Origin of the sequence: Luoshenia tenuis (assembly GCF_014384745.1) — a bacterium.
In the GTDB taxonomy this organism is placed as follows: Bacteria; Bacillota; Clostridia; order Christensenellales.
In genome coordinates, this window is sequence record NZ_JACRSO010000001.1 from 815,496 (window position 1) to 840,635 (window position 25,140).

23 protein-coding genes are annotated in these 25,140 nt (G+C 56.8%); 7 read left to right on the plus strand and 16 right to left on the minus strand.

Annotation, left to right across the window (positions count from 1 at the left end; translation table 11 throughout):
* Window positions 1-12: 12 nt before the first annotated feature.
* Together H8699_RS03910 and H8699_RS03915 are read right to left on the minus strand one after the other, a co-directional pair.
* Window positions 13-1,518 (minus strand): glutamate synthase-related protein, encoded by a 1,506-nt coding sequence (locus H8699_RS03910; protein ID WP_249284569.1) that lies wholly within the window; start codon window positions 1,516-1,518, stop codon window positions 13-15.
* A 3-nt stretch (window positions 1,519-1,521) separates the two neighbouring features.
* On the minus strand, window positions 1,522-2,625 hold the full coding sequence (locus H8699_RS03915) for a class II glutamine amidotransferase (protein WP_249284570.1): 1,104 nt from the start codon (window positions 2,623-2,625) through the stop codon (window positions 1,522-1,524).
* A gap of 433 nt (window positions 2,626-3,058) precedes the next feature.
* Between H8699_RS03915 and H8699_RS03920 the strand changes: the two genes are divergently transcribed.
* The 3 genes from H8699_RS03920 to H8699_RS03930 all read left to right on the plus strand — a co-directional run bounded on the left by H8699_RS03920 (window position 3,059) and on the right by H8699_RS03930 (window position 7,810).
* On the plus strand, window positions 3,059-5,155 hold the full coding sequence (locus H8699_RS03920) for a glutamine synthetase III family protein (RefSeq protein WP_249284571.1): 2,097 nt from the start codon (window positions 3,059-3,061) through the stop codon (window positions 5,153-5,155).
* A 120-nt stretch (window positions 5,156-5,275) separates the two neighbouring features.
* A complete protein-coding gene (locus H8699_RS03925; protein ID WP_249284572.1) occupies window positions 5,276-7,000 on the plus strand; it encodes an ammonium transporter in 1,725 nt (574 codons plus the stop codon).
* 216 nt (window positions 7,001-7,216) lie between these two features.
* Window positions 7,217-7,810: a nitroreductase family protein gene (locus H8699_RS03930; protein ID WP_249284573.1), complete on the plus strand. Its 594-nt coding sequence runs from the start codon at window positions 7,217-7,219 to the stop codon at window positions 7,808-7,810.
* Window positions 7,811-7,847: 37 nt separating this feature from the next.
* Here the strand turns inward: H8699_RS03930 and H8699_RS03935 are convergent, their stop codons facing one another.
* Window positions 7,848-8,228, minus strand: a complete 381-nt coding sequence (locus H8699_RS03935) for a DUF6483 family protein (protein WP_249284574.1) — start codon at window positions 8,226-8,228, stop codon at window positions 7,848-7,850.
* Between the two features lie 128 nt (window positions 8,229-8,356).
* On the opposite strand from H8699_RS03935, the gene H8699_RS03940 reads away from it, so the two are divergent.
* On the plus strand, window positions 8,357-9,199 hold the full coding sequence (locus H8699_RS03940) for a sugar phosphate isomerase/epimerase family protein (protein WP_249284575.1): 843 nt from the start codon (window positions 8,357-8,359) through the stop codon (window positions 9,197-9,199).
* A 15-nt stretch (window positions 9,200-9,214) separates the two neighbouring features.
* Window positions 9,215-10,012 carry an HAD family hydrolase gene (locus H8699_RS03945; protein WP_249284576.1) on the plus strand — a complete coding sequence of 266 codons (798 nt, stop codon included), beginning with the start codon at window positions 9,215-9,217 and terminating at the stop codon, window positions 10,010-10,012.
* A gap of 45 nt (window positions 10,013-10,057) precedes the next feature.
* Here the strand turns inward: H8699_RS03945 and H8699_RS03950 are convergent, their stop codons facing one another.
* The 10 genes from H8699_RS03950 to pdxR all read right to left on the minus strand — a co-directional run bounded on the left by H8699_RS03950 (window position 10,058) and on the right by pdxR (window position 19,921).
* Entirely contained in the window at window positions 10,058-11,245 is a 1,188-nt protein-coding gene (locus H8699_RS03950; protein ID WP_249284577.1) for an MFS transporter, read from the minus strand.
* 164 nt (window positions 11,246-11,409) lie between these two features.
* Window positions 11,410-12,228: a MerR family transcriptional regulator gene (locus H8699_RS03955; protein ID WP_249284578.1), complete on the minus strand. Its 819-nt coding sequence runs from the start codon at window positions 12,226-12,228 to the stop codon at window positions 11,410-11,412.
* A 105-nt stretch (window positions 12,229-12,333) separates the two neighbouring features.
* Window positions 12,334-12,966, minus strand: coding sequence for a uracil-DNA glycosylase (locus H8699_RS03960; protein WP_249284579.1), 633 nt, complete (start codon window positions 12,964-12,966; stop codon window positions 12,334-12,336).
* Window positions 12,923-13,540, minus strand: coding sequence for a uracil-DNA glycosylase (locus tag H8699_RS03965; protein WP_249284580.1), 618 nt, complete (start codon window positions 13,538-13,540; stop codon window positions 12,923-12,925). The genes H8699_RS03960 and H8699_RS03965 overlap by 44 nt, the downstream gene beginning before the upstream one ends.
* 149 nt (window positions 13,541-13,689) lie before the next feature.
* Window positions 13,690-13,962 carry a pro-sigmaK processing inhibitor BofA family protein gene (locus H8699_RS03970; protein WP_138295146.1) on the minus strand — a complete coding sequence of 91 codons (273 nt, stop codon included), beginning with the start codon at window positions 13,960-13,962 and terminating at the stop codon, window positions 13,690-13,692.
* 180 nt (window positions 13,963-14,142) lie between these two features.
* Window positions 14,143-14,757, minus strand: coding sequence for a DUF47 domain-containing protein (locus tag H8699_RS03975; protein ID WP_249284581.1), 615 nt, complete (start codon window positions 14,755-14,757; stop codon window positions 14,143-14,145).
* Between the two features lie 24 nt (window positions 14,758-14,781).
* On the minus strand, window positions 14,782-15,801 hold the full coding sequence (locus H8699_RS03980) for an inorganic phosphate transporter (protein ID WP_138295148.1): 1,020 nt from the start codon (window positions 15,799-15,801) through the stop codon (window positions 14,782-14,784).
* Between the two features lie 15 nt (window positions 15,802-15,816).
* A complete protein-coding gene (locus H8699_RS03985) occupies window positions 15,817-17,853 on the minus strand; it encodes a sodium-translocating pyrophosphatase (protein ID WP_249284582.1) in 2,037 nt (678 codons plus the stop codon).
* Window positions 17,854-18,006: 153 nt separating this feature from the next.
* Window positions 18,007-18,387 (minus strand): hypothetical protein, encoded by a 381-nt coding sequence (locus tag H8699_RS03990; RefSeq protein WP_249284583.1) that lies wholly within the window; start codon window positions 18,385-18,387, stop codon window positions 18,007-18,009.
* A gap of 127 nt (window positions 18,388-18,514) precedes the next feature.
* Window positions 18,515-19,921, minus strand: coding sequence for a MocR-like pyridoxine biosynthesis transcription factor PdxR (gene pdxR, locus H8699_RS03995; protein WP_249284584.1), 1,407 nt, complete (start codon window positions 19,919-19,921; stop codon window positions 18,515-18,517).
* Between the two features lie 285 nt (window positions 19,922-20,206).
* On the opposite strand from pdxR, the gene H8699_RS04000 reads away from it, so the two are divergent.
* The gene (locus tag H8699_RS04000) at window positions 20,207-20,803 is read left to right on the plus strand and encodes a hypothetical protein (protein WP_249284585.1); all 597 of its coding nucleotides are present in this window, start codon (window positions 20,207-20,209) and stop codon (window positions 20,801-20,803) included.
* Between the two features lie 349 nt (window positions 20,804-21,152).
* Here H8699_RS04000 and galE read toward each other — a convergent pair whose 3' ends face one another.
* Both galE and H8699_RS04010 read right to left on the minus strand, forming a co-directional pair.
* Window positions 21,153-22,169, minus strand: a complete 1,017-nt coding sequence (gene galE, locus H8699_RS04005; RefSeq protein WP_249284586.1) for a UDP-glucose 4-epimerase GalE — start codon at window positions 22,167-22,169, stop codon at window positions 21,153-21,155.
* Window positions 22,170-23,249, minus strand: a complete 1,080-nt coding sequence (locus tag H8699_RS04010; RefSeq protein WP_249284587.1) for a phosphotransferase enzyme family protein — start codon at window positions 23,247-23,249, stop codon at window positions 22,170-22,172.
* Between the two features lie 144 nt (window positions 23,250-23,393).
* Between H8699_RS04010 and H8699_RS04015 the strand changes: the two genes are divergently transcribed.
* Complete coding sequence (locus H8699_RS04015) at window positions 23,394-24,230, plus strand: helix-turn-helix transcriptional regulator (RefSeq protein WP_147518534.1); 837 nt, start codon at window positions 23,394-23,396, stop codon at window positions 24,228-24,230.
* A 63-nt stretch (window positions 24,231-24,293) separates the two neighbouring features.
* On the opposite strand, the gene H8699_RS04020 is transcribed toward H8699_RS04015, so the two are convergent.
* Window positions 24,294-25,130: a sugar phosphate isomerase/epimerase family protein gene (locus tag H8699_RS04020; RefSeq protein ID WP_249284588.1), complete on the minus strand. Its 837-nt coding sequence runs from the start codon at window positions 25,128-25,130 to the stop codon at window positions 24,294-24,296.
* Window positions 25,131-25,140 lie beyond the last annotated feature (10 nt).

A 25,140-nucleotide genomic window follows, 5' to 3' on the forward strand; every position in this document is an offset into this window, starting at 1 on the left:
CCCTTGCCTCCTTTACTCGCCCGCGTGCTTGATCCCTAAGATCGCAAGCTCCCGGTCGGTCAGCCCAACGCCGCGCAGCATCAGCCGGTTGCCCCGCAACGCCTCGATAGAGTTGATGCCCATGCCGCCCATCATCTCTTTGATCTCGTGGTTCCAGGCCGATACCAGGTTGATCAGGCGCTGGCAGCCGATATCCGGGTTCAGGCGCTTGACCAGCTCCGGCCGTTGGGTGGCGATGCCCCAGTTGCACCTGCCCGCCTGGCAGCTGCGGCAAAGGTGGCAGCCTAGCGCCAGCAGCGCGCTGGTGGCGATGTACACCGCGTCCGCCCCCAACGCAATGGCCTTGACCACGTCTGCACTGGAGCGGATGGAGCCGCCCACGACGATGGAAACGTTGTCTCTGATCTTCTCCTGGCGCAGCCGCTCGTCCACGCTGGCCAGCGCCAGTTCGATGGGGATGCCCACGTTATCCCGGATGCGGGTAGGCGCCGCGCCCGTGCCGCCTCGGAACCCGTCGATGGCGATGATATCCGCCCCGCTGCGGGCTACGCCGCTGGCAATGGCCGCCACATTGTGCACCGCCGCGATCTTTACGATCACCGGCTTGCGGTAATCGGTGGCTTCCTTTAAAGAGTAGACCAGCTGGCGCAGATCCTCGATAGAGTAGATATCATGGTGCGGCGCCGGGGAGATGGCGTCCGTCCCCTCGGGGATCATGCGGGTCTTGGAGATATCCCCTACGATCTTGGCCCCGGGCAGGTGGCCGCCGATGCCGGGCTTTGCGCCCTGCCCCATCTTGATCTCAATGGCCGCGCCCGCCTCCAGGTAATCCTTATACACGCCAAAGCGGCCGGAGGCGACCTGAACGATGGTGTGAGGCCCGTAGGGATAAAAATCCTCGTGCAGCCCGCCCTCGCCGGTATTGTAATAGGTGCCCAGCGCCGTGGCCGCCCGGGCCAGGGACTCATGGGCGTTGTAGGAGATCGAACCATAGCTCATGGCCGAAAACATTACCGGCACCTCCAGCTCCAGCTGTGGCGGCAGGTTATCGGTCCGGATATTGCCTGCCTGATCCCGCTCCAGCTGCGGCTTTTTCCCCAAAAATACCTTGGTCTCCATGGGCTCGCGCAGCGGGTCGATGGAGGGGTTGGTCACCTGGGAGGCGTTGATCAGCATCTTATCCCAGTAAACAGGGTAGGGCTTGGGGTTGCCCATGGAGCTTAAGAGTACGCCGCCGCTTGACGCCTGCCGGTAGACCTCGGCAATGGTCTGGCCCGTCCAGTTGGCGTTTTCTCTGAAGGTGTGGTCGCTCTTTACAATTTTAAGCGCCCTGGTGGGGCAAAGCGAAACACAACGGTGGCAGTTCACACATTTGCTCTCGTCTGCGATCATCCTGCCTCGCTCCTCATCAAAGCGGTGCACCTCGTTGGCGCATTGCCGCTCACATACCCTGCAGGCGATGCAGCGGTCAGGATTACGCACCACTTCGTATTCCGGATACAAAAAATCAATGGCCATCTCTTACACTCCTTCCCCTGCATCTTGTCCGCGCAGCGTCACGATGACCGGCTCTCCGCCCTGGGGCGCCCATACCTTATCCAGCTTCGGGGCGATGATGCGGATGGCGCACTCCTCGCTGGCCATGTACACCCGGTCTCCCTTTTCGCCGATCACCATGCTGCGCAGCTTCAGCCTGTCGTTTAGTGCCATCATGCCGCCTTCAAATCCCACCAAAATGGAAAACGGGCCGGTGACCAGGCATCCGGAAAACGCATTGCGCAGGTACAGCATCTTATCCCGCGCCTGGGGCGGCAGGTTATCGATGGCGCTCCAAAACGGCGCGGCGATCACCTGGGCCGCTTCCTCCATGGTCAGCCCCTGCTTGCGCACCAGATAGTCGATGATATAGGTGATCACTTCCGTATCCGTCAGCAGCGTGCACTGGTAACCGAACATCTCGATGTAGCGCCGGTTGGCATCATAAGAGGAAATCTCGCCGTTATGGACGATGGACAGATCCAGCAGCGCAAAGGGGTGCGCCCCGCCCCACCAGCCCGGCGTGTTGGTGGGGTAGCGCCCGTGCGCGGTCCACGCATAGCCTGCGTACTCATCCAGCCGGTAAAAACGGCCCACATCCTCCGGGAAACCCACCGCTTTAAACACGCCCATATTTTTACCACTGGAGAATACGTACGCGCCCTCGATCTGCGTATTGATCCTGATGACGCACTCCACCACAAATTCCTTTTCCTCCAGCTGGCTCTCCTGCAGCCGGGTGGGCAGCGGCGTTACGAAATAGCGCCAGATCAGCGGCTCCCGCGTAATGGCCGGGTTTTTGCGCGTGGGGATCTTGGAAAGGTTGACGATATCAAAATGACGCTCCAAAAACCGCTCGCACTTCTCTTTCGCCTGCGCGGTATCGTAAAAAATATGGAACGCATAGTCGTCTTTATACTCCGGATAGATCCCATAGCCTGCGAACCCGCCGCCAAGGCCATTGGATCGGTCGTGCATGGTGGCGATGGAGGTAATGATCTCCCCGCCGTCAAAGCGCCTGCCGCTCCGGTCAAATATTCCGGAGATGGCGCAGCCCGATGGAATCCGTACCTGTCCTTCCCGCAACATCAGCCTTTCCTCCTTGTCATAAAGCGCCAACCGCCCTAAGGCTGACGCCCGCATTTACGAGTAACAAAAAAAGGAGTTCACATGGGAAATAAAAATACTTCCCGTGAACTCCTTTGTTCTCCTGTTGTTTAAGTATACGCCGCTCCTTCCGCGTTTGTCAACCCTTGCGGCGCTCTTTTTGATATTTTAACTATTTTTCCTGCAACAATTAGCTTTTATCTTGCGTATATATAAGGTAATATCCATTTTTCTGCATGTCCCATAAAAAAACTTGCATATTTTTGCCGTGAAAGGGTTGACAAATTTAACCTGCCGCACTATAATGGCCTCATCAAACAGCAAAGACGCTGTGGGTAGTCCAATTACCCGCAGCGTCTTTTTTGTTTTAGGCTTGCCGCAGAAAGTGGCAAGCGTCTAAAAGGAGGAATGGATGATGAGTTGCGCCAATGTCCCCACCTATTTCGGCAGCATGGTTTTTAACGATTCCGTCATGCGTGAGCGGCTGCCTAAAGAAACGTACAAAGCGCTGAAAAAGACCATGGATGCCGGCAAGAGCCTGGATCTGACGATCGCCAATGTCGTGGCCACGGCCATGAAGGATTGGGCCGTAGAGAAAGGGGCCACGCACTTTACCCATTGGTTCCAACCCATGACCGGTGTGACCGCCGAAAAGCATGACAGTTTCATCTCCCCCTGCGGGGATGGCAAGGTGATCATGGAATTTTCGGGCAAAGAGCTGGTCAAGGGCGAGCCGGACGCCTCCAGTTTCCCCTCCGGCGGACTGCGCGCCACTTTTGAGGCGCGGGGCTACACTGCCTGGGACCCCACCAGCTATGCCTTCATTAAAGATGGAACGCTGTGCATCCCCACGGCCTTTTGTTCGTACGGCGGCGAGGCGTTGGATAAAAAAACGCCGCTGCTGCGCAGCATGGAGGCCATCAACCGCCAAGCGCTGCGCATCCTCCGGCTGTTCGGCCACCCCGTCGGCACGCGGGTCTACACCACGGTAGGGCCGGAGCAGGAGTATTTCCTGGTGGATAAGGCGGCCTTCCAAAAACGTAAGGATCTGATCTTTACCGGCCGCACGCTGTTCGGCGCCAAACCGCCCAAAGGGCAGGAGCTGGAGGATCACTACTTCGGTACCATCCGCCCCCGCGTTTCCGCTTTTATGAAGGAGCTGGACGAGGAGCTATGGAAGCTGGGCGTACTGGCCAAGACCAAGCATAACGAGGTGGCGCCGGCCCAACACGAGCTGGCCCCCATCTTTACCACCACCAATATCGCTACCGACCATAACCAGCTGACCATGGAGGTCATGAAACGAGTAGCGGATAAGCACGGCTTAGCCTGCCTGCTGCATGAGAAGCCCTTCGCCGGGGTCAACGGCTCGGGCAAGCATAACAACTGGTCCATATCCACCAGCACGGGGCTCAACCTGCTGGAACCGGGCGATTCCCCGCAGGAGAACGCGCAATTTCTGCTGTTCCTTTCCGCCGTCATCAAGGCGGTCGACGAGCATCAGGACCTGCTGCGCATCAGCGTAGCCAGCGCGGGCAACGATCACCGCCTGGGCGCCAACGAGGCGCCGCCGGCCATCGTTTCCATGTTCCTGGGCGAGGATCTGACCCATGTGCTGGAGGCCATTGAGAGCGGCTCCACATACGATGGGCAGGAAAAGGTGGAGATGAAGATCGGCGTGCACACCCTGCCCCGTTTCGCCCGGGATACCACAGACCGGAACCGCACCAGTCCCTTTGCCTTTACCGGCAATAAGTTTGAGTTCCGCATGCTGGGTTCCACCTTCTCCATCTCCGGGCCCAACGTGGTGCTCAACACCATCGTGGCAGACGCCCTGGCGCAATTTGCCGACAGGCTGGAGACCTCCAGCGACTTTACGCATGACCTGAACGAGTTGATCCGCGAGACCATTGCCGAACACAAGCGCATTATTTTTAACGGAAACAACTACTCGGATGAATGGGTGCAAGAGGCGCAAAGGCGTGGCCTGCTCAACCTCAAATCCACCCCTGAGGCGCTGCCCTATTTTATCAGCAACGAAAACATCGCGCTTTTCCAGCGCCACAAGATCTTTACCGAGGAAGAGATGCGCGCCCGTTACGAGATTTTGCTGGAAGGCTACAGTAAGGCGTTGAATATCGAAGCGCTGACCATGCTGGAAATGGCCAAGCGGGACATTCTGCCTTCTGTCTGTGCCTACATCAAGGATTTAAGCGAAGCGGCGGCGGCCAAAAAAGCCCTGGGCGGGATCTCCTGCGAAGTGGAAAAGGCGCTGCTGACCAAGCTGAGCGACCTTGGCAATTGCCTTTACCACAAGACCGAGGCGCTGGACGACGCGCTGCTTTGCGGCAAGCATTGCTCCAGCGATCCGCTAGCCTGTGCCCAGTATTACCGGGATACCGTATTTGCCGCCATGCAAGAGCTGCGCGCGGTAGCCGATGAGCTGGAGACCCTGGTGGGCGACCGCTACTGGCCCTTCCCCACCTACACCACGCTGCTGTTCAGCGTGTAAGCGCAATCAAATATCGTCGATGCACAAAGGCGTGCATCCCGAAACAAGGCCTTGCGGCAACCGTTTGCTGCCCACGGCCCCCAAGCGGGATGCACGCTTATTATTTAGAGGAGGGATTGTATGTTTTCATCTGCTGATACCATTTGGGTATTGCTGGGCGCTGCGCTGGTATTTTTCATGCAGGCCGGGTTTGCCATGGTAGAGACCGGTTTCACCCGGGCGAAAAACGCCGGCAACATCGTGATGAAGAACCTGATGGACTTTTCCCTGGGCGCGCCGATCTTCTGGCTGGTAGGCTTTGGCATCATGTTCGGCGCGGGCAATCAGTTCTTCGGCTGGTTCGATTTTATGAGCCAGGCGGATTACAGCTTCCTGGGCCTGAGCGTGCCCACCCCGGTGTTCATGATCTTTCAGACCGTATTTTGCGCCACGGCGGCCACCATCGTTTCCGGCGCCATGGCCGAGCGCACCAAGTTTGCCTCTTACTGTCTGTACTCCATCGCTATCAGCCTTATCGTCTATCCCGTATCCGGCCATTGGATCTGGGGCGGGGGTTGGCTCAGCGAGATGGGCTTCCACGATTTTGCCGGCTCCACCGCCGTGCACATGGTGGGCGGCGTATCGGCCCTGATCGGCGCCAAGATGCTGGGGCCCCGTATCGGCAAGTATGATAAGGACGGCAAGCCTAAAGCCATCTTGGGCCACAGTTTGACCCTGGGCGCGCTGGGCGTATTCATCCTGTGGTTCTGCTGGTTTGGTTTTAACGGCACCTCTACCTTAAGCGCCACGGGTGACGATACCCTGACCAGCATGGGCTCGATCTTTATGACCACCAACCTGGCAGCTGCCGTCGCGGCGGTAACCGCCATGTGCGTCACCTGGATCCGTTACAAAAAGCCGGATGTTTCCATGACGCTCAACGGTGCGTTGGCTGGCCTTGTAGCCATTACGGCCGGATGCGATATGGTCAGCCCTTTGGGCGCGGCTATCATCGGCCTGGCGGCCGGCGTGCTGATCGTATTTGGCGTTGAGTTTGTCGATAAGATCCTCAAGATCGACGACCCGGTAGGCGCCATTGGCGTGCACGGCATCTGCGGCGCGGCCGGAACGATCCTCACGGGTCTGCTGGCCACCGACGGCGGCCTGTTTTACGGCGGCGGTTTCCAGTTCCTGGGCATCCAGGTCGTTGGCGTACTTTCCGTCATCGCCTGGGTTACCGTGACCATGACGATCATCTTTTTCATCATCAAAAAGACCATCGGCCTGCGGGTCAAGCCCGAAGAGGAGATCGCGGGTCTGGATATCGAAGAGCACGGCCTGGCCTCCAGCTATGCGGATTTTATGCCCATGCCGGCCAGCTTAACCGGCGATGGCGTCGCCATGCCGGCTAGCGTAGCCGCGATGGCCGCTTCCCCTGCCGTCCCGGTAGAGCAGGCCATCCCGGTACAGGATTATTCTTCCGCCGGTCACACGCCTGCCGAAGGGACGCCCAAGATGACCAAACTGGTGCTGATCTTCAACCAGAGCCGGTTTGAGCCCTTTAAGGCCGCGATGAACGAGCTGGGCATCTCCGGTATGACAGTCACCCAGGTGCTGGGCTGCGGCATGCAGAAGGGCCGCAGCGAGTACTACCGCGGCGTTGCGGTGGATATCAACCTGCTGCCCAAGGTGCAGGTGGACATCGTGGTATGCAAGGTTCCGGTGCGCAGCGTGATCGAGGCGGCCAAGCGGGTACTGTATTCCGGCCACATTGGCGATGGCAAGATCTTCGTATACGACGTGGAGAATGTGGTCAAGGTCCGCACCGGTGAGGAAGGGTATGACGCCCTGCAGGATGAGGAGTGATCCGTTCCCACCTCCAATCGCGCTCCATAACAGGGAGGCATATCCCTAATCGGAAGTGATACAAACGGCATAGCCAAAATGGCTATGCCGTTTTGTCGTCTGTAACGGTGTTCTGCGGATACCCTCCCCAGCAATTTACCATAGATTTACCCCAAACTCTAATTGTGTTAAAATGCGAGAGAACAACGTTAAGTTATTCTTAGGAGGATATAAATAATGATTTCAGCCGTTTATGATAGGCGGAGCATCAGAAAATTTTTAGATGCCCCAATATCCAAAGAGGATATTGAGGCGATCATCCAAAGCGGGATAAAAGCCCCTTCTTCTAAAAACCGGCAGCCGTGGAAATTTACGGTCGTACAGGGGCGGGCCAAAGAAGAAATGCTGTCTGCCTTTCGCCGGGGGATTTTAAGGGAAGAGCACGATTATACTTTACTGCCGCAAAGCAAGCAGCATATTGCCGGGGCAAAATATACCGTGGACATCATGGCAGAGGCTCCGGTCATCGTATTTGTTTCTAATTCATTGGGCAAAAGTATTTGGGAGGATCTAACTACAGAAGAGCGCATCGCTGAGATCTGCAATATTCAATCCATCGGCGCAGCCATAGAGAATATGGTCCTTGCCGCTACAGACAGAGGGATCGGCAGCTTGTGGATTTGTGATATATATTTTGCATATCCAGAATTATGCGAATGGCTGCACAGCGATGGTCAGCTGGTAGCAGCGGTTGCCTTGGGCTATCCTAACGAATTTCCCCGGGCGCGCACGCGCAAAGGGCTTGAAGAGGTGGTTGAATGGAGGCTTTGAATCATTCCCTTGCCGGGCAACCCTTCCTTTTATCCATTTAAACCAATGCACCCGGGCCGTCAGCGCCGTAGATCGCGCGCACGTCCCGCAGCCCTTCGGCGATCTCCTGCCGGGTAAAATCCGCCGCTTTTAAGGCATCATCCTCCATTCCCTGCAGCAGACTGTAAAAGTCGATCGCCACCTTCAAATACGCCTCCCGCGGCTCGGCCCTGATCGTATCAAAGAGCAGGTCCTCCGCCTCGTTTATCGCCCCCTGCCCGACCATGCCCTGCAACCGGTAAAGCAAAAAGTTGCCCGGGTCCAGATGCCCCTGCTCGTCGATCACATCCGCGCTCCCCATATCCTTTTGCATTAGAACTTTTGCCAGAAACCGGGTCAGCCCCTCGATCTGGCGCATAATGTAATCGTTTTCAAACATAGCCGGTTTCCGCCTTTATCGTATCTTTTCTTTATTATACCGCTTTATGCCGTATTTGTCGCACCTTACAGGCTGCTTCCTCCGGCCAAACATGGTACAATAAGGGCAAAGTAAAGGAGGGTGCAGGTATGCATGTAGGCGGAATGTTTCCCTACGGGCAGGTCTCTTCCATGGCGGAATATCTGGATATCAATTTATCGCTTGGCTACCGCGCGGTGGTCTACCCGGCGGAGGCGTCCTTGAGCGAGGAGAACGTTGCACTGTTTGAGCGCTATTGCCGCCAGCATCGTCTTGTGGTGGCCGAGGTGGGCATCTGGAACAACCCCGTCTCGCCCGACCCGAAGGAGCGGATGATGGCCCTTGAGCAGGGCAAGCTGCGTCTAGCCCTGGCCGAGCGGCTGAACGCCCGCTGCTGCGTCAACGTGTCCGGCAGCGCGGGCAGCGTATGGTACGCCCCTTATCCGCAGAATTTCACGCCGGAGCACGTGGCCCTGGCCGTGCGCGCCGTGCAGGAGATCATCGACGCTGTGCAGCCCCAGCATACCTGTTTTGCGCTGGAACCCATGCAATGGATGGTGCCCGATTCGCCGGAGAGCTATCTATCGCTGATCGCGCAGATCGACCGGCCGGCCTTTAAGGTCCATATGGATATCTGCAACCTGCTGTTCACCCCGCGCCGGCTGCTGGGCCAGCGCGAATATATGGATGCCTGCTTTGAAAAACTGGGGCCTTTTATCCGCAGCTGCCATGTAAAGGACCTGCGCATCCTCCCCGGCATGGCTTGGGCCACGCAGGAAGTGGTTCCCGGCCGCGGGCAGGTGGACCTCCCCTATTACCTGCAAAAAATCGAGGCGCAAGATCCCGATCTGCCGGTCATAATCGAGCATCTGTCGGGGCGCGATCAGTATTATGAGGCGCTGCGGCACGTGCGCAACCTGTGTCGGGAAAGCGGCATCGCCCTGGATGCCTGAGAAGGAGACACCGCTATGGTAAAATTGATCGCAGCCGATATGGACGGCACGCTGCTGAGCAGCCAAAAACAGCTCCCGCCGGATTTTTTTGACGTGGTCGCCCCGCTGTTGCGGCGAGGCGTGCGGTTTGCCATCGCCAGCGGCCGCCAATACGATAATATCCGCAGCTATTTTTCTCACCTGGAAGACCAACTGACCTATATCGCCGAAAACGGCGCGTTGATTATGGAAAAGGGCCAGGTGCTCTACAAAAGCGCGATCCCTGCGCAAAACTGCGGCGCACCCCTGCAGGCTATTCGGGGGATGGCAGGCGTATATCCCCTGTTTTGCGGCGTAAAGGCTGCCTATACCGATTGCCGCCAGCCAAACTTTTTAGCGCAGGCCCGCCGGTACTATAAAACCATCCAATTTGTGGACGATCTCTGCACCCCCATCGATGACGATATCTGCCGCATCGCCGTGTTTGACGATGCGCCCGCCGCACAGAATAGCTACGCCCGCCTGTTGCACTTTGAAGGGCGCTTTAAAGTCACCTTATCCGGCCGACATTGGGCCGACCTGACCAACCCGGGCGTCAACAAAGGTAGCGCCGTACAGGCTCTGTGTGCCCGGCTGGGGCTGGATCGGGAACAGGTCATGGCCTTTGGCGACTACTTTAACGATCTGGAGCTGCTGACGTACTGCGCCCACAGTTTTGCCATGGCCAACGCCCAGCCGGAGATCAAGGCCATCTGCCGCTATCAGGCGGCCAGCAATGATGAAGGCGGGGTGACAAAGGCCCTGCGGGATCACGCCGGCCTGTTTGATGTGTAAAAAGATTGCAAAAAAGCCCCCGCTTTAAGCGGGGGCTTTTGGTAGTTAGCTATGCGTCAGTTTGTATTTTTCTTTTTTATCATCAAGAATCTGTGTCATGCCGCCTATCAAAACCGTTACGGCAGATAGCAGATAAGTCCATAAGTAACCAAAGTAGGACGATACACCGCCCCACACTGCAGCGCCCAAACCATTACCAACATCTCCTACCAGCATAAAGGTTGAGTTTGCAACACCGCGCCGGTTCTCGGCTACCAAACTTAACACCCTTACTTGCAATAATTGAATGACTACGGTCATCCCGATGCCCAATAACAATGATGCAACCAGCATCCACCAAATGTCCTGTGCAAGGGCGATGATCAACGTCCCGACAAAGCATGCGGCAATTCCGCCCATGATAATCTTGTGCATGTCGAACCAGCGGGTCAGCCTCCCAGTCAAAAGCCGCATCACGATCATAACAATGTTGTTGAGCATAAAGAACAGGCTGATTTGTGAGATCCCTCTTTCGATGCCGCAAGTCGCCAAAAAACTAGTTACCGAACTGTTGCCAAGGTAGACGAAAAAGCTGACCATCGAGGGTAGGAGGATTGAAAACTCAATTATTGCAGATAATCTGACCTTCTTTTTAGGTTTGTCTATTTGGGATTCCGGATTAACCGGTTTTTGATATCGTTCCTTTACCAGCACGGCGAACAATACCGAAATAGCAGCGCACAGAAATGCGCAGAAAAACAGCGTACGCGCCCCGAATGCCTCATAAATCGCAAAGCCAATGGTGGGTGTTACGGCAAATGCGATGGAGGAGGAAACACCAAAAAATCCCATTGCGTCCACCAGCCGCCGCTTGGGCGTAACGTCGGCTACGATGGTGGGCGGCACCGGAAAAAAAATGCCCTGCGAAACGCCGTGAAAGATGCGTAACATAAATAATCCCGTAAAATCCGTTACAAAGCAATATGCCAAGGCGTTGAGTGCGTATAGTGAGCTACCTAAAAGCAGCATCTTTTTTCGCCCCCATCCGTCGATCAGGGGACCCATGACGATCCGTATGATGATGCCCGCGATCGTCAGACCCGTCATCATCATCCCGGTCAAAGCATTACTCCCTCCCAAATCGAGCACATATACGGGGAATATCACCTGAAATACATTATTAGTAAAGGAAGCAAAGGTGGATACCAATAGTATGCAAATATAATCTTTAGACCAGAATTTTTCCTGTATCATGTGTATCCTCTCCTATAAAAGCATGCAGTCCGAAAATTCGATCTGATATCTAGGCGTCACGTTACCCATTATACAGGTTGAAGTTGACTCAAAGTCAATAGCCAGTATCTATGAAAAAAGCGAAACGGACAACCGTTTCGCTTTTTTATACAGATTATAGTTTCTTATATCTTTGCTGCCGATTGGATCGGAATCTGAATCTCCGTCAGCCACTTTTCTGGGTCCGGTTGATTCCACTTACCGTCGATATACCGCTCTCGGGGAAGGCCTGCCGTCCGGTAGCCATTGTCTTTCGCCCAGTTGAGGGCAAAGGCAAAGGCGCTGCCCACGCTTTCGTAAGGGCCCTGGTGGTAAACGGAGATCACCTCCGTGGCGGGCAGCGTCTTAAACTTGATTGTATCCGTTTGCGTCCCAGCCGCGTTGACCGCCTGCCCGTATTCCACCAACATGTTCTCCGGCTTGTACTCCGGGTCTAAATAGGAGACATAGCAGTAGTCCGGTTCCACACAGGTAATGCCCGGGTTGGCCGCCAGGCATTCTTGCGCCGAGCCCAGAATAAATGCCTCCAGCTGCGCGGGCGTGGGCACAAGGCCCTGTTTGTAGTACACCGTGTAAGAGGGCACTTGTTTGATGACCGCCTGATACTTCATAAATAATTCCTCCTTGCCGCTTTTGAGTAATGTGTCGATCCGGGCCAGCTGGCGCTGGATCTGCTGCAGTTCGCGGTGCATCTGCCCTCGGTGGCGCATCAGCATATCCTGTGCGTCCGCTCCGGACATGATCTGGCGCACCTCTTCCACGCCCAGACCCGCCTGCCGCAGCGCGACGATACGTTGCAGCGGGATCAGCTGCTCCGTAGTATAGTACCGGTAACCGCTCTGCGCGTCCACAAAAGCGGGGTTGAGCAGCCCCACCTCGCCATAATAGCGCAGGGTCTTAATGGTGGTCTTGCTCAGTTGTGAAAATTCTCCGATCCGGTACATCGCTTCGCGCCCCTTTCCCTTTCCGACAAACCCACTTTATCCCCTCCCCCAGCGGGAGAGTCAAGCGGCAAATCAAAATCCGCCCCTTGGAGGGGCGGATCAACCTTACATGCGTTCTTTCAAATACTGTGCCAGCTGTGCCACATCCTGCTCATAAGTCTCTTTGAGCTTGTTATTATAGATCACGCTGGCCGGGTGATAGAGTGGAAAGAGGATAAACTCTACCCCGCCCCCCGCCATCTGGCAGGGCCGCGGGCGCCCATGCTCGGCGCCAATGGTCAGCCGCCGGTCGCCCGCCAGCGCGCGCAGGGCCACATTGCCTAGGCTGGCGATCACCCGCGGGGAAACCAGGTTGATCTCCTCCCGCAAAAAGCGGGTGCACAGCAGCACCTCCTCCCGCTCCGGCGGGCGGTTGGAGAGCCGCCCGGTCTTTTCATTGCGCTTGGTGGGGCGAAATTTCACCGTATTGGTGATATACAGCGCCTCCCGCTCCAAATGCACCAATTCCAAAAACCGGTCCAAGTTTTTTCCCGCGCTGCCCACAAAGGGGCGCTGGCGCAGGGTCTCCTGTTCGCCCGGGGCCTCGCCCACCAGCATCAGCTTGGCGCTTAAATTTCCCTCTCCAAACACCACGATCTTGGATTGATCCGGATAGATCTGCTCGATAAAATCCACGCAGGCCTGGCGGATCTGTTCATGTATCTTCTCCCGGCTCTGCGTTTGCGCTTTTGCCATCATCTTGCTCCTCTTCTTCCAATTCCATTGCTCTAAGCCGTTCCCGGATGGACTTAAAGTCCTCCCAGGCCTCCCGCTTTTTTTCCGGTGCGCGCAGCAGCGCCGCCGGGTGATAGGTGGCCATCATCCATACGCCCTTGCGCTGTACCCACTTTCCCCTGTCCCGGGTGATGCGTACCTCCCCGCCCAGGCAATAGCGCGCCGCAGTGGCCCCTAGGCAAATGATGATCCGGGGCGATACCAGCCCTACCTGCGCCCGGAGATAGGGCAGGCAGGCGGCGGCCTCATCCGGCGTAGGCACTCGGTTTCCCGGCGGGCGGCACTTCACAATGTTGGCGATATAGACCTGTTCGCGTTTTAAGGCGATGGCGGCCAGCATCTTGTCCAGCAGTTGCCCCGCCGGGCCTACAAAGGGCCTGCCCTGCAGATCCTCCTGTGCGCCCGGCCCTTCGCCTACAAACATGATCCGGGCCTGCAGATCCCCTTCTCCCGGCGCAGGGTTGGTTCGCGCGCGGCAAAGTCCACACTTCGTGCAACCGTCGATCTGCGCCAATAATTCCGCCCAGGAAACCTGCATGCCCCTACGCCCCTTTTCATGCTTTTTTTGCATTATTCGGGAAGGGAGGCTGATAATCCTTTTTATTGTACCCATTTGCCGGTTTTTCATCGAACCCATGGAAAAATATCGCTGAAAAAAAAGATGCCCCGGCGGGCACCTTCTTTTTTTTATAAGATCATCTGTAAGATCAGCAATAGGATGATCCCGGGTATCCCCAAAAACCCTGCGATCAGCGCGGTGACAAAATTGATGGCGATATTAACGCCGAAAAAGCCGCCGACCACGTTTAAACCCCAGAGCATCAGCCCGCCCAGCAAGCCGTTATAGATAAAACGCAGCACCATTTTGAACGGCACCAGCAGCAGATAGCCGACTACGTACAACAAAACCAATCCCAATGCATAGGCGATGATCGCCTCATAGGGAATACTCAAACCCATCAACAATCCCCCCATCTTCCCGCCTTGTCCTATCCTATGCATATGCTCCTTGCGATATTCGCTCTGCATGCGTCCCGAAAAGGGGATAAAAAAAGCCGCGCCCCATAGGGGTACGGCTTCATGCCTTTTTACCCCGCGCTAAGGAGGAGCGCCGGGCAAAAAGGCTTGGTGGGCTTAAACTTACCGGTTCTTCATCGCCATGGCTTCTAGAAGATCGGCGACCTCTTCGCCTGCATCGAGCACCTGCTCCATGATGTCGAAGATCTCTTTCCACTGGAGGATGGTCAACGGATCGCCCCGGTGGAACAGGTCCTTTACCAGGTGGCGGTGCAGCGTGTCGCCCTTGGCCTCAATGGAGTTGACCTCTACGATATAGGTACTCAGCTTCTGGGAATTCTTGAATTGATTAAATTCCCCCACCGCCTTGACCAATGCCTCCATGGCCTGCAAAATCAATTCCGCCATCTCTACCGCGCCCGGGCGTATGGTGTCTACGCACAACATATCAAATGCGTTGGCCGCATCTTCGATGGCATCGGTAATATCGTCGATCCCTTTGGCGATCGCCAGCAGATCCTCCCGATCGATAGGGGTAATAAACGCCGCATTCAGCTTCTTTAAAAGGATATGCAGCAGGTCGTCGCAGGCGTGTTCGATATCGTGTATCTTCCCGCAGCGCTCCGGTACCTGGTCATACACCACCACCAGTTCGTGGAGCTTGCGCGCCGCCTCATGCGTGCAGGCGATCATTTTCGAAAGCAATTCAAAATAATCCGCATCTTTTTTGATCTTCATCCCTTACCTCCCCAATCCTCACAGCTAAAACAAGTGCAAAAACAGCTTGGCCATCCCATAGCCGATCAGGCCGCAGCCCGGAAAAGTCAATACCCAGGCCAATATCATCTCGCGGGCTACGCCCCAATTCACGCTGGAAAAACGGCGTGCCGCGCCCACCCCCATGATCGCCGTGGTCTTGGTGTGGGTGGTGGATACCGGGAGCCCGGTCAGCGAGCTGAGCAGCAGGCATCCGCCCGCCGCCAGGTCCGAAGCAAAGCCTTGATACTTTTGCAGATGGACCATGTCAAATCCAACGGCTTTGATGATGCGCCAGCCCCCGACCAAGGTGCCCAGCCCCATCACGGCTGAGCAAAGTACCATCACCCACAGCGGGATGTCAAAGGTACCGCCGGCATTTTTTTGTACCATGCCATTTAAAAACAACGCCAGCATCATCACGCCCATGAACTTTTGCCCGTCCTGTGCCCCGTGCAAAAACGCCATGCCGCAGGCTGAAACAGCCTGTCCTGCGGTAAAGAACCGCTCGGTCCTGCGCCGGTCCGCCCGATAGAACAGCCGGGCAATCAGCTTGGCAAAGCCAAAGCCGGCCCCAAAACCCAGTACGGAGGAAACGGCAAGGCCGATCAGCACCTTTTGCCATTCGCCCATGTTGATGGCGCCGATCCCACCCAGGGCCATCGCCGCGCCCGTCAATCCGGCGATCAGCGCGTGGCTCTCGCTGGTGGGTATGCCAAAGGCCCAGGCCGCCACGGCCCATACCACGATGGCAAACATGGCCGCAGCCATGACGATGAGCGCATCGCTATGGGAGGCGGAGGAAAAATCCACCATGTTCGACAGGGTGTCGGCTACCTGCGTGGAGATAGCGGTCATCAGCAGCACGCCTAAAAAGTTGAAGATCATGGCCACCAGGATAGCCGTGCGGGGCCGAAACACCCTTGTAGCTACCGCGCTGCCGATGGCGTTGGGCGCATCCGTCCAACCGTTGACAAAGACTACGCCCAACACCAGCAGCATACTGATCAAAAACGCAAGATTCATATTTTCCCCTTTGTGTTAGAAGATGGATATGGCGATGAACAGCGCCGCCGCCAGCGAGGATACCAGAGAGACGACCGTCACCTGCGTGTTGAGGGAGGGCCCTGCCGTATCCTTAAACGGATCGCCTACCGTATCGCCGATGACCGCCGCTTTGTGCGCGGGCGAGCCCTTGCCACCGCAGTGTCCGGCTTCGATATACTTTTTGGCGTTGTCCCACAGGCCGCCGGCGTTGCTCATCAGCATGGCTAGCAGCAGCCCGGAAACGATATTGCCAGCCAGAAAGCCCCCTACCGCGGCCACCCCGCCGATAAAGCCTACGACCAGCGTGGCGACGATGGCCATCAACCCCGCGGGGATCAGCTCGCGCACCGCGCCTACCGTGGCGATGTCGATACAGCGGTCATAGTCCGGCAAAACGCCCTGTTTACCCTCTTTCAGGCCCGGAATGGTATTAAACTGGCGATGGATCTCGGCAACCATCTTTTGCGAGTTGCGGTTGACCCCCATCATCAGCATGGCGGCAAATACCGCCGGGATGGCCGCGCCGATCAGCATGCCGAAAAAGATCAGCGGATCCATCATGTCAAAGACCAGCGTCTGCCCTGTGGCATTGTACACGATCTCGCGGAAAGCGCCCAGCAGCGCAATGACCGTAAGCCCCGCCGCGCCGATGGCAAAGCCCTTGGTGATGGCCTTAGAGGTATTGCCCGCCGCATCCAGTTCATCGGTGATCTTCAGCACTTCTTCGCCCAGGCCGCCCATTTCAGCCACGCCCCGCGCGTTATCCACAATGGGGCCATAGGCGTCGTTAGAAATGATCATGCCTACGATAGCCAGCATGCCGATGGCGCTCATCGATACGCCCAGCATGGCGTACCCTGCGCCCATGGGCTCGCAAAGCTTAAAGGCGATCAGCGCGGCTGCGCCGATACCAGCCAGGGAGGGCAGGGCGCTGATCAGCCCGTAGGAAATGCCCGAGAGGATGGTAAAGGCCGGCCCGCTCTCACAGGCGTGGGCCACACGCGCCACAGGCTTGCGGTTATCGCCGGTAAAATAGTCGCTGGTCAGGCCGATCACAACGCCGGCGACCATCCCTACCACCGTGGCGCCCCACAGCCGCAGGTCGAAATGATAGATCATAGAAGCTACAAACGTCAAAACCGCGAAGATCCCGCAGGTTAAATAGGTGCCGCGGTTCAGCGCCGCGCCTGGGTTGCCCTTTTTGCCCACCCGCGCCGTCAGCACGCCAATGATGGAGGCCAAAAGCCCCAGCGCGCCGAAGCAGAACAGCAGGTCTACCTGGCCCAGCGGCAGCGCGATGACCATGGCTGCGGCGATGGCCGCGATGTTGGAGTCGAACAGGTCCGCGCCCATGCCGGCCACGTCGCCCACATTGTCCCCCACATTATCGGCAATCACGGCGGGGTTGCGCGGGTCATCCTCCGGGATGCCCAGCTCCACCTTACCGGTCAGGTCGGCGGCGATATCGGCCGTCTTGGTAAAGATGCCGCCGCCCGCCTTGGCAAACAGCGCCAGGGAGCTTGCGCCAAAGCTGAAGGCCAGCACGATATTGGGGTCACTGGTCAAAAGGTACAGCACAGCCGCCCCAAACAGCGAGCTGCCCACCACCGCCATCCCCATAACGGCGCCGCCCCGGAAGCCCGCCATGTAGGAGGGGGCCAGCCCCTGGCGCGCAGCGGTCGCCGCGCGTACGTTGGCGATGGTGGCAATGCTGATGCCGATCACCCCGGCCAGCGCGCTCAATACCGAGCCCAGGATGTATGCGGCGGCCATGCCCAGGTTCTCCAGGATCGAGCCCATCCAGAAAGGTATGGGGAAAAACAGCACCAGCAGCAGCGCAACAACGCCCACGAAGATCGCAAGGATGCGGTATTCCCGTTTAAGAAAGGCGAACGCGCCCTTTCGGATCAGCATCCCTACATGACGCAGCGGCCCTTCGGCAACGGGTAATTTTGAGACCCACCGGTAAAAATATCCGGCTACGATAAAAGCTAAAGCGGAAATCAGAATTGCAAAAAGCGCCCAATTCATCAAGATCATCCTTTTCACGTCTAACGCTAAATTTTGGCCATACACGGCTAAAACGGTAACAGGAGCTAAAGACAGCCTACCAAAATCATATGGCAAAATGCTGCCGCCTAGTCCAGCCGCACAAAATACCGCGTATGAGGTTGTGTAAAAAAGTTAGATAGAAAAGGCCTTTGGAGGTGCATGCCCGCCCAGCGACCGGGCGATGATAGAAGATTTGAAAGCGGTATAAGAATGCCCCAGCCGGTAGCACACCAACATGCGGAACATACATAGCGATAGCGCTACGATAGCCACAAATAGCAGGATCAGACGCAGCCCGGAAAAGCCAAAGCTCTCTCCAGCACGGGGCAAAAGCACCTCGTCAGCGGTCACCACATCCCCAGTGCGCAGCGCAGCCTGCGTAAATGGATCAGCAACGCTACCCTGCGGATGAGCCGCTCCGGAAGTTAAATCCATATTGCCCGCCATGGGAAGGAACAGCAGCGCCAGCACGGCGAACAGAGCGATCCAATGGATCCACCGATTCTTGTGCACGCGCTATCCCCCCTCATCCATCCTATTTTAGGGTATCCTGCCGAAAAAACAAATTTTACTCCTTATATTATATGGACAGCATCTGTCAAATGTCAAACCTTATTTGACAGATGCTTGACAAATGTATCTAATCTCCAAACCAGGCTTTGCCGATACGCCGCACAGCCTGTTCGATACGGCCCCGCTCCATGCCCGCGTATCCCATCACAACGCTTGCGCTATGCGCCGTTCCGTCCTGCGCACAAAATTGGCTGAGCCCATATACCCGCACCCCCTGCCTGAGGCAGGCGCCGACCAAAGCAGCCTCATCCATCCCGTTTGCAACGGTTACGATCAGGTGGGTCCCCGCCTGGCCCCCGGAAAACTGGAGCGCGCCCTCGGGCGCCATGCGCTCAAGCTCTTGCATCAGGGTGTCGCGCCGCGCGCGGTACAGCGTGCGCGCCCGGTTCAAGTGCCGGCTAAAATGTCCATCCCGAATAAAGCGGCACAGACATTGCTGCTCAAAACGGGAGACCGTGCAGGAATAAAAGGCAAAATCCTGCCGGTAACGCTTGAGCAGCTGGGGCGACAATACCATATAAGCCATGCGGAAAGCCGGCGCCAGGCTGCGGGAAAAGGTATTGAGGTAGATCACCTTGCCGCCCGTGTCCAAGCCCTGCAGGGCGGGCACGGGACGGAATTCATAGCGAAATTCGCTGTCGTAATCGTCCTCGATGATCATGCGCCCCTGCGCCGCCTCGGCCCAGTCCAGCAGCGCCATCCGCCGTGCGGCGGACATCATCACTCCCGTGGGGAACTGGTGGGCCGGGGTCACATATACGGCCTGCGCGCTGCTCTTTTCAAGCGCCGCCATATCGACGCCCTCGCCGTCTACCGGCAGGGTACAGACCTGGCAGCCCTGGTTATAAATGATCTCGCGGTTGCGCTGATAGCCCGGCTCCTCCAGGCCAAAAGTGCAGCCCCCGCCCAGCAAACGCACGATCAACCCGCAAAGATATTCCACTCCCGCGCCTATGACCACCTGTGCAGGTTCTACCTGCATCCCGCGGTTTTCGGCCAGATAGCGGCACAGCTCCTCGCGCAGCTCGATCTCGCCCTGTGGTTCCCCTCTTGAGAGCAGCTCGCGATGGTCGCTGAAGATATCGCGGGTGATGCGCGCCCACGTAGCATAGGGAAAGCAGGCCGTATCCACGGCGGATGTGGCAAAATCGTATGCAGCCCGTGGCGGAGCTGGCCGTTCCGGCGGACAGACCGGCCGTCCCTGCGCGGTTACCTGAGGACGAGTGGGCATGGCCTGCACATAAAAACCGCTGCGCGGTTTTGAGCGCAGATACCCTTCGCTCAACAGCATCTCATAAGCCGTTTCAACGGTATTTTGGCTGACGCCCAGCTGCCCGGCCATGGCGCGCTTACCCGGCAACTTCTCCCCCTGGGGCAGCGTTCCCGAACGGATCTGGGCGGCGATAGCCAGGTAAAGCTGGCGGTACAGCGGCTCTTTGCGCGAAGGATCCAGCTGTAAGCGGCAATATTCCATGTATCCTCCAAAACTGACCCCTTAATTATTTCTCTATTACAACTATTTCTAGGGTCACATCTTTTTTATTGTAACGCATCTACCCTTTTGCGGCAAGCGGGCAAATCTTGCAAAGGCACCTCAAATGTGATACGATAAAAATAATTTGATATAATTTTGTACAATTATGGCGCCCTGTCATTTTGAATCGATTGCTATTGAGTAGAATCTTTTTTACTTTCTACCCCGTGCAGCAAAAAGGCATTGGTGCAGTAGCCGGTATACCCCGGCTTGGAGGTGGAATGATTGCGTAAGAGCAGGCATCCGGACTATTTATCGCTGCTGCTTTGGGCGATGCTTGCGGGATATATCGTATGGTTTATGAACAGCGCCGGCGCAACGGCGGTGGATTCCTATAATTACTACCGGGGCGAAGTTGTCGTCTTTTCTTACCAGCAGTTATGGAACTGGTACCTGGGTTTGCTGGCCGTATCGCTGGTGGCCCAGGGCGTCAAGGCCGTTACACAGGCGGGGCCGGGCTTACAAATGGTGCTTTTCTCCATCAGCCGTATCTGCGCGCTGGTGGCCTGTTATATCATCATCGGCCTGTCTCACCGCGACGGATTAGAGATCTCCGCCCGAATACTGGGCGGCGTTGAAGCCTTTATCCTCCGGGATTTTTGCCTTTTGTTCTGTTTAGACGAAAAAGATCTGGAATCGCCTTCCGAACGCACGCGCCGTATCAAGCAGACGGCTCGCTGGCTATTCTATCCCGCGGCGCTGATCGCCATCAGCATCCCGGGGGTGGGCTCCTGGCTGGTTCCCGTCGTGGCAGTAGTCGTCTTTAGCATCTGGCTTGCCCGGTATCAGACCCAGATCACCCAGGAAGAGCGGCCGGAGTGACGCTTTAAGATGAATTTAATAAAGGGGCGAACAGCTTGTTCGCCCTTTTTTTGATAAAAAATCGTTTAACACCCGCCTGCCTTCCATGGACGCGGCTGTAGAAAACATCTGTCTCGCCGCGCGGGGTCAAAGCTTAGACACTCTTTGAATCCGCGACGTATCATTTGACCAGAGGGGGAGCTAAATGCTTGAGCCGGTCAGTCCGGCAGCCTGGTTTGTGCCCTGCGCCTAGGGTATCCCGCCTAATCCCCCGCCGTCCACAAAAAGATGCCGGAGCAGCAGGTGATTTTCCGGCGTACGGATCAATAAACTACGGCCCGCAGCAAATAACTGCGGGCCGTTTCTTTCTTTACTCGTTGCCATAGCCATCGGGGTTGTTCTTCTGCCAGCGCCAGGAGTCCTCGCACATCTGGGCCAGGTCGCGCTGGGCGGTCCATTCCAGTTCCTCCCGCGCCTTGGCGGGATCGGCATAGCAGATCGCGATATCCCCAGGCCTGCGCGGCATGATCTTGTAGGGGATCGGCTTGCCGCTGGCTTTTTCAAAGGCGCTCACCATATCCAGCACGCTATAGCCCTTGCCGGTTCCCAGGTTGTAGATCTTTACCCCCGGCCTGCCCTCCATCTTTTGCAGCGCCTTGATATGTCCTAGCGCCAGGTCCACTACGTGGATATAATCTCTTACGCCGCTGCCGTCGGGCGTATCGTAATCATTGCCAAATACGTTTAAATGCGGCAGCTTGCCCACTGCCACCTGCGTAATATAGGGCATCAGGTTATTGGGGATGCCCTTGGGATCCTCGCCGATCATCCCGCTCTCGTGCGCGCCGATCGGGTTAAAATACCGCAGCAGCATCACGCTCCACTCCGGGTCGGCCGTGTACAGATCGGTCAAGATCTGCTCGAGCATCAGCTTGGTATGCCCGTACGGATTGGTGGCCGACAGCGGAAAATCCTCCCGGATCGGCACCGTCTCCGGCCGGCCGTAGACAGTGGCCGAGGAACTAAAGACGATGTTTTTCACCCCATGCTCGCGCATCGCCTGACATAGCAGCAAGGTGCCGGTAATGTTGTTGTGGTAATACTCCAGCGGCATCTGTACCGATTCGCCCACCGCCTTTAGCCCGGCAAAGTGGATCACCGCGTCGATCTTCTCCCGGCTGAAGATGTTTTCCAGGGCCGCATAATCAAGCAGATCTTCCTCGTAAAAAGTCAGGCTCTTGCCGGTTATCTGCTCCACCCGGGCAATCGCCTTGCGGCTGGAGTTGCTCAGGTTATCCACCACCACCACTTCGTAACCCTGGTTTAATAGTTCCACACAGGTATGGCTGCCGATATAGCCGGCGCCGCCGGTCACCAAAATCGCCATCTAGTTTTCCTCCCTATCCGTCAACTCAACGATCACATCACGCATCTGCGCCGCCCTTTTTTCCATATCCCTGGCCAGAGCCAGCTGGGCCCGGCAGCGTTGCAGGTTATGCCCCGGGCGGTCGACCCTGTAATAAATATCGCCCAGAATATAGTCCGTCAGAAAACGGACGGCCTGCTCTATGGTTATGGAAAACGGCCCCTCAGCAAGCGAATCCAGCTCCGCATGCGTCAGCGCGCCCGCACAGCCCTGCAAAAAGCCGCGCGCATATGCCGCATAGCGCGGCAAATCCAAATGGACCGCCCGGGTATCCTGCGCATCCTCCGGGGCGCTGCTGGCGCCAAAGCGGATAGCATCCCCAAAATCATAGGCTGCCAGGCCCGGCATCACGGTGTCCAGGTCTACGGCACATACTCCTTTTTCGCTGGAGCGGTCAAAAAGAACATTGTTGAGCTTGGTATCGTTATGCGTCGCGCGCAGGGGCAGCTGCCCTTGCAGGGCCTGTTGATACAGCCGGCAGGCGCGCGCCTCGCAGCTATACAGATATTTAAGCTCCTCCGTTACGAATTGCGCGCGGCCCTTCGGATCCTTCCGCACCGCGGCGCGCAGCGCGTCAAACCGCGCCGGCGTATCGTGAAAGCCGGGGATGCTGACGTAGAGCGTCTTAGGCGCCATCCCCATTAAGTCCTTTATAAAACAGCCGAATACCCGCCCGCTTTCCAGCATATCCTGCGGGGTGCGCGGCTCTTGCAGGGTAAAGGTATTGGGGATCAGCGGATAGACCCGCCAGGCCCCGCCGTGCTCGTCCTGCCACCAGGGGCGCCCATCCCTTGCCAGACTTACGCGGAAAACGCTTTTGCCCGCCCCATCGGCCATATGCCGCGTAACGCGCAGGATATTCTCCATCAACTTTTCCGGCTGGGGAAATACGGCGGTATTGATCTTTTGCAGGATATACTCTTTACCCCCATCCGTTCCTACCCGAAAAGTTCGGTGGATATGGCCCTGCCCCCAGGGCAGCGCCCGGGCCACACGGCCGCTCAAATCAAAATGCGCGGCAGCCCGCAAAGCCTCCTCCATCCTGTTGCACAGCCCCTCTCCTCGTTGCGCTACTGTTATTATAAAAAATAGCACTTGCCTTTTCCAGAGAATAATGGATAATAATTAGTAAAATCATAAATATATTTTAGCGATCTTACCAATCAACCCATAGGAGGTGCGGCCATGCAACAGGATGCGGAGATTATTTCCGTGCTAAAGGAACTTTACAATATTTCCGGCTGCCGCATGTCCCTATACGATACGCATTTACGAGAGATCGCCGCCTATCCGGAGGCGCTCAGCCCCTTTTGCGCGCTGGTACGGCAAAATAAGCATGCCGATCACCTATGCCGCCGGCAGGATGCCGTCGCCTTTGAGATCGTCCGCAGCCAGGGGCAGATCTACATCTATCGCTGCCCCTTTGGGCTGCACGAAGCCGTAGCGCCGCTTTATCAATACGGCGTTCTCAGCGGTTTTTTGATGATGGGACAGATTTTGGATTCCTCCCAGACCGACCGGACACCTATCATGCGCACCGCAGCCCCTTATGTGGAGGACGGCGCGCTTTTGGAACAGCGGGTCTATAAGATACCCGATATCCCACAGGATAAGCTGAGCAGCTGCATCGCGCTAATGAATATCTGCGCGGCGTATATCACGCTGAGCAACCGCATGAATCTGGCCGATAAGAACCTGGCTGAGGATATCCGCCAATACATCAATCAAAACTTTGCCCGTTCCATCACGCTGGATCATTTAAGCCAGCAGTTTTTTTGCAGCAAGCCCACGCTAGTAGGCGCTTTTCAGCGCGCCTACGGGCAGGGGATCAACGCGTATTTGACCGAGGTTCGCCTGCGCCATGCCCGCAGCCTGCTCTCGGGCAGCAAGGATTCGATCCGCCAGATCGCTCAAAGCTGCGGTTTTTCCGACCAGAATTATTTTGCCAAGGTTTTCGGCAAGCACTGTGGTTGCACACCCTCCGCCTTTCGCGCACAGGCGCGCCAACAGGCCGGCCTTTAGACGAGTGAAAAACAAAAGCGCACTGCCCCAAAATTGGGGCAGCGCGCTTTTTATTATACCCTTTTATTCCACGTATCCGCTTTCCTTCATCGCCAGGAAGGAGCCGGTCAGGTCCTCTTCCATCGTCAGGTTGCGCATGGTATCCTGCTCCACGATCGCCCATTTCTGACCGATCTCCACGCCCTTTTTCAGGCAGCCCTGGATATCCACCTTGCCCGTGCCCAGCATGGTAAAGCCGATGCGGGTCTCCGGTTTCTGGTTGACCAGGTGGCGGGGGATCTCTTGGTCATAGAAATCCTTGATATGCAGCAGGCCGATGCGATCCTTAGCCTTCTCCATAAACGCTACCGGGTCCACGCCGCCAACCCATACCCAGCCCACATCCAGCTTGAGCTTGAGCCTGCGGTCCACGTCCGTGAGCAGATAATCCATTACCGATACCCCGTCGTAGCTGACGGTGAACTCCTGATAATGGTTGTGATACATCAGGCCGATCCCTTCACGGCCCAGCTTCTCGATCACGGCGTTCATGCCCTCGATATCGTACATCAGCTCGTCGTACGTACCGTTGTTGCCATAATAGGAGTTAAAGCTGGAGATGACCGAGATGCCGCCCATGGTCACCGCGTCCAGGTTGTAAAAGTGCGCCCGCTCGATAACCTCGGCGATTTTCTGGTCGTCCGCGGCAAATTCTTTCATATCCCCCCGCACGGCCCAGCTGGAAACCACCTCCAGCCCCAGGTCGTTAAAATGCTTCAGGTTCTCTACCCGGTCGCCTTCCATCTCCCAAAGGTCGCCATCCATGCCATGATAGCCGATGGCGGCGTAACGCTCATAAACCTTCCAAGGGTCTGCATCCGGCTGGCGGAAGCCTACCCATGCTGCCTTTAACTTGCTCATTTTTCCATCC